General features: G+C 75.9%; 11 protein-coding genes. 4 read left to right on the forward strand and 7 right to left on the reverse strand.

Annotation, left to right across the window (positions count from 1 at the left end; all coding sequences use genetic code 11):
- Together AA75_RS53365 and AA75_RS44410 are read left to right on the forward strand one after the other, a co-directional pair.
- The coding region (locus AA75_RS53365; RefSeq protein WP_233289475.1) for a phospholipase domain-containing protein at window positions 1-415 on the forward strand (415 nt) is incomplete at its 5' end.
- Between the two features lie 215 nt (window positions 416-630).
- Complete coding sequence (locus tag AA75_RS44410) at window positions 631-1542, forward strand: bile acid:sodium symporter (RefSeq protein WP_233289476.1); 912 nt, start codon at window positions 631-633, stop codon at window positions 1540-1542.
- A 27-nt stretch (window positions 1543-1569) separates the two neighbouring features.
- Here the strand turns inward: AA75_RS44410 and AA75_RS44415 are convergent, their stop codons facing one another.
- The 6 genes from AA75_RS44415 to AA75_RS44435 all read right to left on the reverse strand — a co-directional run bounded on the left by AA75_RS44415 (window position 1570) and on the right by AA75_RS44435 (window position 6600).
- The gene (locus tag AA75_RS44415; RefSeq protein ID WP_033826262.1) at window positions 1570-2271 is read right to left on the reverse strand and encodes a class I SAM-dependent methyltransferase; all 702 of its coding nucleotides are present in this window, start codon (window positions 2269-2271) and stop codon (window positions 1570-1572) included.
- 108 nt (window positions 2272-2379) lie between these two features.
- Window positions 2380-3609, reverse strand: coding sequence for a glycoside hydrolase family 3 N-terminal domain-containing protein (locus AA75_RS44420; protein ID WP_033826263.1), 1230 nt, complete (start codon window positions 3607-3609; stop codon window positions 2380-2382).
- Between the two features lie 118 nt (window positions 3610-3727).
- Entirely contained in the window at window positions 3728-3871 is a 144-nt protein-coding gene (locus AA75_RS50720; protein WP_158515676.1) for a hypothetical protein, read from the reverse strand.
- Between the two features lie 47 nt (window positions 3872-3918).
- Window positions 3919-4638, reverse strand: coding sequence for a YdcF family protein (locus AA75_RS44425; protein ID WP_051814488.1), 720 nt, complete (start codon window positions 4636-4638; stop codon window positions 3919-3921).
- Between the two features lie 150 nt (window positions 4639-4788).
- On the reverse strand, window positions 4789-5466 hold the full coding sequence (locus AA75_RS44430) for a phosphonatase-like hydrolase (RefSeq protein ID WP_033826264.1): 678 nt from the start codon (window positions 5464-5466) through the stop codon (window positions 4789-4791).
- 12 nt (window positions 5467-5478) lie between these two features.
- Window positions 5479-6600, reverse strand: a complete 1122-nt coding sequence (locus tag AA75_RS44435) for a TIGR03364 family FAD-dependent oxidoreductase (RefSeq protein ID WP_033826265.1) — start codon at window positions 6598-6600, stop codon at window positions 5479-5481.
- Window positions 6601-6853: 253 nt separating this feature from the next.
- Between AA75_RS44435 and AA75_RS44440 the strand changes: the two genes are divergently transcribed.
- A complete protein-coding gene (locus tag AA75_RS44440; protein WP_051814489.1) occupies window positions 6854-8191 on the forward strand; it encodes a helix-turn-helix domain-containing protein in 1338 nt (445 codons plus the stop codon).
- A gap of 16 nt (window positions 8192-8207) precedes the next feature.
- Here AA75_RS44440 and AA75_RS44445 read toward each other — a convergent pair whose 3' ends face one another.
- A complete protein-coding gene (locus tag AA75_RS44445; RefSeq protein WP_051814492.1) occupies window positions 8208-8708 on the reverse strand; it encodes an SsgA family sporulation/cell division regulator in 501 nt (166 codons plus the stop codon).
- A gap of 268 nt (window positions 8709-8976) precedes the next feature.
- Here AA75_RS44445 and AA75_RS44450 point away from each other — a divergent pair.
- Window positions 8977-9254: hypothetical protein (locus tag AA75_RS44450; RefSeq protein ID WP_199520582.1), on the forward strand; the 278-nt coding region annotated here is incomplete at its 3' end.

The raw sequence follows: 9254 nt of genomic DNA on the forward strand, positions 1-9254 counted from the left end.
CTACGCCTTCGCCGGCACGCCCTACACCGTCGCCGCCGGCGCCTCGAAGACCTACACCTGGGACGCCAACGCCACCGACGGGCGCTACGACTTCACCGTCCACGGCCCCGACGGCTTCGTCCGCCGCTTCGCCGGCACCGTGGTGTGGGCCGACCAGAGCGACGTCGCCGTCCCGCGCGTGACGGCGACCGTGCAGCCGGGCGGCGTCGCGCTCCAGCTCGTCAACGACGGCGCGACGGCGGTCTCCTTCACCGTCACCCCGAACGACTTCGGCGGCCAGATCCAGACCGTGTGGGCCCCCGCCAACGGCCGGGCCACCGTCACCTGGCCGCTGAACCTCGGCCGCTACGACATCACCGTCACCGCCGCCACCGGCACCCGCTTCGCACGCCGGTACGCGGGCACCGTGCACTGACCCGCCCGGGGCCCGGGGCCGCACCGACACCGGTGCCGGCCCCGGGCCCCCGGCGTTGTCCCAGGGGAGCGCTAGCATCCGCGGCATGGGACTCGCTCGGGCGGTGTGAGGATGGGGACGCGGCCCGCCCCGACGGGGCGGGCGCGGAGCCAGGAGCGGTGGCAGTGGTGCAGGACCCGGTCGAGTGGATGGAGCGGCACTAGGTCGCGGTCTACCTGGCGGCCACGGCCGTCGGGGCCGCGCTCGGCGCGGCGGTGCCGGCGGCAGGTCCCGGCCTGGAGCGCGCGGTCAACCCGGTGCTGGGCGCGCTGCTGTTCGTGACCTTCCTCCAGGTGCCCGCCGCCGAGCTGGTGCGCGCGCTGCGCGACGGACGCTTCCTGTCGGCCGCACTCACCGTGAACTTCCTGGCCGTACCGCTCCTGGTGGCCGCCGTGCTCCCGTTCCTGCCCGACGACCGGGCGGTGCGGCTGGGAGTGCTGCTGGTCCTGCTGTGCCCGTGCGTGGACTACGTGATCGTGTTCAGCGGGCTGGCCGGGGGCGACAACCGCCGGCTGCTGGCGATCACCCCGGTGCTGCTGCTCGTCCAGATGCTGCTGCTACCGCTGTACCTGCTGGTGTTCCTGGGACCGGGGCTGGGCGAGGTGGTCGCCGCGGGCCCGTTCCTGACGGCCTTCGGCTCACTGATCGTGCTGCCGCTGGCGCTGGCCTGGGCCACCCAGGCGTGGGCCGCGCACCGACCGGCGGGCCGGCGCGCGGCCGACGCGGCGGGCGCCGCCATGGTCCCGCTGATGGCCGCCACGCTGCTGACCGTGGTCGCCTCCCAGCTGCCCCGGCTCGGCGGCAGTCTCGGCCGGGTGGCCGCGGTGGTGCCGTGCTACGTGGTGTTCCCGTTCGTCATGGTGTTCGCCGGGCGGGCGGTGGCCCGGCTGCTGCGCCTCGGCGTCCCGGCCGGGCGGGCGGTCGCCTTCAGCGGCGCCACCCGCAACTCGCTGGTGGTCCTGCCGCTCGCGCTCGCCCTTCCGGCCGGGCTGTCGGTGGCGGCGGCCGTGGTGGTCGCCCAGACCCTGGTCGAGGTGGTCGCCATGGTGGTCCTGGTACGGCTGGTCCCCCGGCTCCTGCCCGGCTGAGCCCCGGGCGGGACGGGAGCGGGCCGGTCAGAGGTCGGCGACCACCGCGTAGCGCTCGTCGTCGACCGGGCCGCCCCACAGCTCCGCCCTCCCGGCCAGCGGCTCGACCCGCACCTGCCGGACCAGCGGTCCCACCGCCGCGGCCAGTTGCGCCGAACCCACCCCGCCGTACCAGGGCAGCGCCGCCGCCCCGGCCACGTACGACGGCTCGCCGTCCGGCCCGGACGGGTCCGCCGGCCCGTCCGGCGCGGACTCCCGCCAGCGCCCCTCGACCAGGACCAGCCGGCCGCCCGGGCGGATCCGGTCCACCCAGGTGCGCAGGGCGGCCGCGGGATCGGGCAGGGTCCACACCAGGTGCCGGCACAGCACCAGGTCGAAGCGGTCGGCCCCGGTCGGCGGCGCGGCCGCGTCCCCCACCAGGAAACGGCCCGGCAGGCCCGCGGCCGCCAGCTTGGCGCGGGCCAGGGCGGCCATCCCGGGGGCCAGGTCCACGCCGGTCACCCGGTGTCCGGCGCGGGCCAGCAGCAGGGAGAGCGAGCCGGTGCCGCACCCGATGTCGAGGACGTCGGCGGGGGCGGGCGGCGCCCAGGAGTGGAGCAGCGCGGCCCAGGCGTCCCGGGTCGGCGCGGCGCGAAGGCCGTGGTCGGGTTCCTCGTCGAAGGCGGGCGCGGCCGCGTCCCAGTAGCGGGCGATGGCGGCGGTGACGGCGTCGTACCGGGCTTCGGTCATGGACCGATCCTCGCAGCCGGCGCCGATACCGGTCCGGCACCTGCACCGGTCCGGCGGTGCGTGCGTGCGTGCGTGTGCGTGCGTGTGCGTGGGTGCGTGAGCGCGGGGTCAGTGCAGCGCGGCGCGCAGGGCGGTGACCCGGTCGGCGGCCGCGGTGAACTCGGCCCGGTCCAGGGTGCCCGCGTCGAGGGCGGCGGCGAGGGCGTCGGCGGCCTGCTGGCCCTGGGCGGTGTCGCGGGCCGAGCAGAGCAGCAGGTCCATGCCTGCGGCGGCGGCCGCGACGGAGCGCTGCCCGGTGGTGCCGAAAGGTTTCAGCGCGCCGGCCTCGATCGCGTCGGTGACGGTGACCCCGCGGTAGCCGAGCCGGCCGCGCAGCTCCTGGACGGCGGCGGACGAGAGCCCGGCCGGACGCTGGGGGTCCAGCGCCGGGTACACCGCCCAGGAGAGCATCACCATCTGGACCCCGGCGGTGACCGCGGCCTGGAACGGGACCTCGTCGACGGTCCGCAGCTTGGTCAGCGGGACGGGCAGGGTGACCGGCCCGGCGTCGGTGTCCTGGCCGGCCGGTGCCGAGCCGAGACCGGGGAAGTGCTTGGCGGTGGCCGCCGCTCCGGCCTTCTGCTGGGCTGTGATGAAGGCGGAGCCCAGGGTGGCGACGGTCCGGGGGTTGCTGCTGTAGGAACGCTGCTTGGAGTCGATGAAGTTGCCGGGCGTGTAGTAGACGTCGAGCACGGGGGCGAGGTTGGCGTTCAGGCCGAGACCGGTGAGGTTCTTGCCGGCGCCGGTACCCGCGGTGGCCGCCGCCGCGGACGGGGCGGCGGAGTGGCCGATCTCCTTGGCCGAGGGCACGGGGGCGCCGGGCAGCCGTTTGATCAGCCCGCCCTCCTGGTCGGTCATCAGGAGCAGCGGCTCCTTGACCGGGCTCTGCCGCTGCGCCGCGCGCAGCTGGTCGACCACCGCTTTCAGCTGGGCGGAGCTCGAGACGTTCTCGCCGAAGAACACCACCCCGGCGGCGCGTCCCTCGCGGATGACCCGCAGCAGTGACTCGGGCGGGGTCAGGCCGGGATAGGAGTACACCACGCGCCGCCCGGCCAGCTGATCGGCGCTCAGCTGCGCGGCGGTGGGCGTCGGACTCGGGGTGGGGCTCGCCGGCGGGCTCGGGCTCGGCGTAGGACTCGGGCTCGGGCTCGGGCTCGGGCTCGCGGCGGCGGTCGGCGGTGCGGACGGTGTCGCCGAGGAGCCGGCCGGGGAGGGGCCCGCGGCCGTCCCGGAGGTGGAGGAGCAGGCGGCGAGCAGGAGGACCAGACCGGCGGCCACCACCGGGGCACGCGAGGGCACGGCTGCTCCTTCCGCTACGGACGGACCGCAATCGCTCCCAGGCTAGGTCCTGTCCGGCGGATCCTGTCGGATCGGCGCGCGCCGCGGCCCGTCCGCCCGCGGTCCGCGCCGCGTGCGGTCAGGGGTTGTTCTCGTACCAGCCCAGTGCGTCCCCGGCGTACTCGTCCTCGGGCACCGCGTCGGCCCAGCTCGACGCCAGGTAGAGCAGTGCGGCGGTGATCCCCAGTGCCCACCAGCCCCAGCGGGGTATCCGTTCTCCCATGGCCCGAGCCTACGCCACGGTCGGCGCCCGCACGGCCGGACGGTTCGTCAGATGTCTTTCTTTGCAGTGTCTTTCGGCCGTTCCGCCGGGCCCGGGCGGTCCGGGATCAGGGCCCCGGTGAAGCCGTCGGCGGCCAGCCGCCGGCCGGCCTCGCGCACCCGCGGCGGCACCTCCTGTTCGACGGCGAAGCCGCGGGCCGGGTACTCCAGGACCCGCTGGAGGGTGCCGACCAGCTTCTCGACCACCAGGCGGCCGTCACCGATGCCCCGGACGTAGGTGTCCAGGGCGACCGGCGCGGAGGCGCAGACGGCCTCGGTCCGCGGCCAGCGGCGGCGGCAGGTCGCGTAGGCGCGGCGCTCCATGTACGGCATCGCGATCAGTATCACCGAGCGGGGGTGCACCCCGGCGCCGGTCAGCACCCGGCGGGAGAGGGTGAGGTTCTCGCCGGTGTTGCGGGCGTGCGGCTCCAGCAGGATCGCCGCCGCGGGGACGCCGAGGGCGGCGGCCCGTTCGGCGAAGTGGACGGCCTCGCCGCGGGGCAGCCGATCGGCCCGGGTCCGGTTGACGGCGCCGCTGAACACGACGGTCGGGAAGTACCCGGCCCGGTACAGCTCGGCCGCCCGGACGGGCACGCCGAGGTCGTGGCTGCCGAGCACGATCGCGGCGTCGCAGCGCCGCGGCGGGTGGCCGAGGCGCAGGTACTGCCAGAGCAGCCCGGCATCGCGCCACTGCCGGGGGGTGATCTCCGCTCCCGGGTCGTGTGCCATGGCGCTCCCCGTCCGGCCGGCCTGCGGCCGACGGTCCGCCGGCCCGACCGCAGCTTAGGGGCCGGGCCGGGCGGTGCGGTGCACGCGCGGCGGCCCGGCCGGTACAGGTCGGCACCTGTGCCCGGCCGGGCCGCGATCCTCCCGTGCGGGTCAGCCGGCCAGCAGGCCCGGCAGCTCGGCGATCGAGCCGAGCACGTGGGTGGCGCCGTCGGCGCGCAGGCGCTCCTCGCGGTGGGCGCCGGTGAGGACGCCGGCCACCACCGAGGCGCCGGAGCGGGTGCCGGTCAGCATGTCGTAGCCGGTGTCGCCGGCCACCGCGATCTGCCGCACCGAGTCGGTGCCGGTGCGCAGCAGCGCGGTCAGCACCAGGTCCGGGTACGGGCGGCCGCGGCCGGCCTCGGCCGGGCAGAGCGTCAGGTCGGCGATGTCCTGCCAGCCGAGCGCCTTGAGGATGCGGTCCTGGGTGGAGCGGGAGAAGCCGGTGGTGAGCACCACCGTGCGGCCGGCCGAGCGGAGCTGCTCGATGGCGTCGGCGGCGCCGGGCAGGGCCGCGCAGTGGCCGGCGTCGACCAGGTCGTGGTACGCGGTCTCGAAGGCGAGGTTGGCCTGCTGGGCCTTGGCCTCGTCGCCGAACAGGTGCCGGAAGACCGAGATCTTGGACTCGCCCATGGTGACCCGGACGTGCTCCAGCATGCGGTCGTGCTCGGGGGTGCCGGCGGTGACGCCGAGGTCGGCGGCGGCGGCGTCGAAGGCCCGCTCGACCAGGCCGTCGTCGGCGACGGTGGTGCCGGCCATGTCCAGGACGACCAGGCGGATGTCGTTGCTCATGTTGAACAGCCCTTACAGGTTGGCGAGTTGTGCGGTGGTTTCGGCGATGGCCGGGGAGCAGGTCATCCCGCGCCCGCCGGGGCCGGTGACCAGCCAGACGGCGTCGCCGAGCTGCTCGCGGTGCACCACCCGGGTGGTGTCGGTGCACTGCGCGTACACGCCGGCCCAGCGGCGGCGGATCCTGGGCAGCGGGCGGCCGAGCAGTTCCTCGGCGACGGCGGCGAGGTGCTCGTACGGCTCCTCGACGACGTCGAAGCCGAACGGCTGGTCGTACTCGTGGGTGTCGCCGATGGTGAGGCCGCCGTCCTGGCGCTGGACCATCAGCAGCTGCATCTTGTGCTCGGCGGCGACCGGCGGCTGCGGCTGCGCGGCCTTGAGGGCCTCCAGGGCGGGCCCGGCGAAGGCGGGGTAGTAGCGGAAGCTGTCGCCGTCGGCGACCGAGGTGGTCAGGCTCTCGCCCAGCGGGTCGGTCTGCATCATCTGCAGCCGGACCCGGCGGACCGGCAGCTGCGGGGCGAGTTCGCGGACCAGGCCGCCGAGCCAGGCGCCGGTGCACAGGATCACCAGGTCGCCCTCGTGCAGCTGCCCGTGGTCGTCGCGGACGGCCGAGGAGCCGACCACCTCGCGGACCTCGCGTCCGGGCAGGAAGGTGTACCGGCCGGAGGCCTCCAGCACCGACCGCAGGGCGGGCTGGGCGAGCCGGGGCTCGACGGCCGCGTCCCGCTCGCACCACAGTCCGCCGAGGAAGTCGCCGCGCAGCGCGGGGTTGGCCGCCCGTACCTCGTCGGCGTCGAGCAGCCGGTAGCCGCGCTCGGCGGCGTCGGGGAGCTTCAGCGCCTGTTCGGCGACGGCGAGTTCCTCCTGGCTGCGGACCACGGTGAGGGAGCCGTTGGCCCGGAAGTACAGGCCGGGGACGCGCTCGCCGATCCGCTCCCACAGCTCCCGGGCGCGCAGCGCGGTGGCGAGTTCCTCGCCGCCGGCCCGGCCGCTGACCCAAACCAGGCCGAAGTTGCGCACCGAGGCGCCGCGGGCCTCGGCCTCGCGCTCGATGTGGACCACCTCATGGCCGCGCTCGACGGCCTGCCAGGCGTGCATGGTGCCGAGCACGCCTGCTCCTACCACGATGACTCTCATGCGGACAGGCTCCGGCGCCGAGGTGACGGGAGATCGACCGGCCGGGGTCACCGAGATGAACCGCCTGGCAAAAGTTGTACAGACAACCCGGGCCCACCGGGCGGGCCCGACCGGCGCCGGAGCGAACGGACCAGTGTGCCCGGGCGCCGCCCGCCGGGTCACCGATTCGACCTCACCCGCCATGTCCCGGCCAGTCGGCCGTACCCTGTCAACCAGAGACTGCGGCTCGATCAGTTCGATCAGGGGGACCGAAGTGCACCGGAGCCACCGGCCCGCCCGCGGCCACCGCCCCCAGGCCGGCGCCGCCGCACTGACCCGCGCCTACGACCGCGCGATGAGCGGCGAACCGGGCACCGACGCACCGCCGCAGGACGACCAGCGGCCCGAGATCGGCGACTCCTGGGCCCGGCTGCGCCGCCTCGGCCTCGACCCCGAACTCGGCCGCAACGCCCGCCGGATCGACGCCGCCGAACTGGAGCACCGGCGCCGCGACAACGGCCTCGACCAGGTGCTCCCGGTCCTGCGCGGCTCACTGATCACCCCCGACGCCGGCACCCCGCTGCTGCTCGCCATCACCGACCCCGAGGGCCACGTGCTCTGGCTGGAGGGCAGCCGCCCGCTGCTGCGCAGCGCCGGCACCATCGGCTTCGAACACGGTGCCCGCTGGTCCGAGGACGAGGTCGGCACCAACGGCATCGGCCTGACCGCCCGTACCGGCCGCGCCACCCAGGTCCACTCCGCCGAGCACTACCTGCGCAGCCACCACGCCTGGACCTGCGTGGCCGCGCCGGTCCGCGACCCGCGCACCGGCCGGCTGGCCGGGGTGATCGACCTCAGCGGCCCGGCCCACTCCAGCACCCCGTACCTGCTCCAGCTCACCGTCACCGCCGCCCGGCTGGCCGAGACCGAACTGCGCGCCCGGCACCTGGAGTCGCTGCACCGGCTGCGCACGGTGGCGGCCCCGCTGCTGGCCCGGTTCACCGGACCGGCGCTGGTGGTGGACGGCTCCGGCTGGACCGCCGCCGCCAGCGGCATGCCGGACCTGCCCCGGCTGCAGCCGCCCGCCGACGGCTGGGCCGGCGCCGACCGGCAGCGGCTGCCCGGCCTCGGCGAGTGCGCGGTCGAGCCGCTGGCCGACGGCTGGCTGGTCCGCCCGCTCGCCGGACCGCCCACCGCGCCCGCCGACCAGGCCGAGGGGACCAGGATCCGGCTCGACCTGACCCGGGCCGAGCAGCCGCAGCTGTGGGTCTCCGGCGCCGCCGGCGGCTGGTCGTACGGGCCGAGCCCGCGCCACGCCGAACTGCTGCTGCTGCTCGCCGTCCACCGGGAGGGCCTGAGCGCCGCCCAGCTGGCGCAGGCGCTGTTCGGCGACCGCAGCCGGACCGTCACCGTCCGGGCCGAACTCTCCCGGCTCCGCCGCCACCTGGGCGGCCTGCTGGAGCACCGCCCGTACCGGCTCGCCGGGTCGGCCCTGGTCTCGGTGCGCGCGCCCGCCGAACCCTACGACCTGCTGCCGGGCTCCACCGCCCCGGCCGTCCGGGAGTTGCGGGCCGGCCTGGCCGCGGGCGCCGTCGTGCTGCCGGCCGGCTGAACCGGCCCGGGCGGGGTCAGTTGCCGGCCAGCAGGGCGGCGAGCTGCTCGTCGGTGGGGCCGAGGGCGGCCTCCGCCGCGGCCGAGACACAGGCGTAGGTGCGGTCCAGCCAGGCCTTCACCCGCGGCTTGGACGCCTCCAGCAGCGCGCTGCCGTGCGGGGAGTCCAGCGCGAGGTGCAACGTGGAGCCGTGACAGGGGCAGTAGGCCGGCCAGAGTTTGATGTCGCCCTGGCCGCTGAGCGAGGCCAGTCCGTCGCGCAGCAGCTCACGGGAGAAGACCCAGTCCGCCTCGTCGGGACGTCCCAGGTGGAAGGTGAGCCGCACCTCGAACGGGCGCTCGGCCTCGTAGCGGAACCTGGTGCGCACCTCACCCACCAGATCCTGGTCCAGCGCGATCCGCAGCGTCAGGACCTCCTCCACCACCGGTGGAACGGCGGCGATCCGGCCCGGTTCGCCGCCCGTGGGGGTGGCGGCGAGTGGCTGGTTCGAGGAGGCGGACAGCGGGTCGCGCGGCATAGACGGTCTCTCCGGGGCGGCTGGGTTAGAGGCCAGCGTGCGGTACCGGACGGCGGACGGCAAGAGTTGCAACGGGGTTGCAGTCCCGGCCCGGGCGTCGTTCCGACGCTCCGTCAACTCACGCGCACCACAGGTCACTAGAATGGGCTCAGCGAGCGTAACTGGTGCGCCTCGAGGGCTGGCGGACGGCGTGCTGGCCGCTGATATCCTCAGGGCCCCGCCGCAGCTGCCGGCGCCCGTGCGAGGCGGAGAGGGAGGAGTGACGGTGGTGCTCCGCGAGAGTGGCACGGCCCCGCGGCCGGTCCGCCGGCACGGCCGGCCGAAACCCCTGGGCGGCCGCTTCCGGCTGCCGACACTGAGGTTCTCCGGGGCCGCGATGGCGATGTCGACCGTGGTCGGGATCAGCCTCCTCACCACCTGGCTGCTCAACGAGCAGCAACAGGTCGGCCGCCAGCCCCGGATGTCGGTCGGCGCCAGCCCGCCGGTCCCCAGCCCGGACGCCGCCACCCCGGCACCGGCCCGGGCCGCCGCCGCACCCGGCACCCC

It is taken from the genome of Kitasatospora sp. MBT63 (genome assembly GCF_000710465.2).
GTDB lineage: Bacteria > Actinomycetota > Actinomycetes > Streptomycetales > Streptomycetaceae > Kitasatospora.

What these genes read in the sequence shown, in the direction of transcription:
- AA75_RS50720 (WP_158515676.1), bottom strand. Translation starts at nt 3,871, where the DNA reads ATGGGAGAACGGATACCCCGCTGGGGCTGGTGGGCACTGGGGATCACC.
- AA75_RS44415 (WP_033826262.1), bottom strand. Translation starts at nt 2,271, where the DNA reads ATGACCGAAGCCCGGTACGACGCCGTCACCGCCGCCATCGCCCGCTAC.
- AA75_RS44430 (WP_033826264.1), bottom strand. Translation starts at nt 5,466, where the DNA reads ATGAGCAACGACATCCGCCTGGTCGTCCTGGACATGGCCGGCACCACC.
- AA75_RS44425 (WP_051814488.1), bottom strand. Translation starts at nt 4,638, where the DNA reads ATGGCACACGACCCGGGAGCGGAGATCACCCCCCGGCAGTGGCGCGAT.
- AA75_RS44445 (WP_051814492.1), bottom strand. Translation starts at nt 8,708, where the DNA reads ATGCCGCGCGACCCGCTGTCCGCCTCCTCGAACCAGCCACTCGCCGCC.
- AA75_RS44435 (WP_033826265.1), bottom strand. Translation starts at nt 6,600, where the DNA reads ATGAGAGTCATCGTGGTAGGAGCAGGCGTGCTCGGCACCATGCACGCC.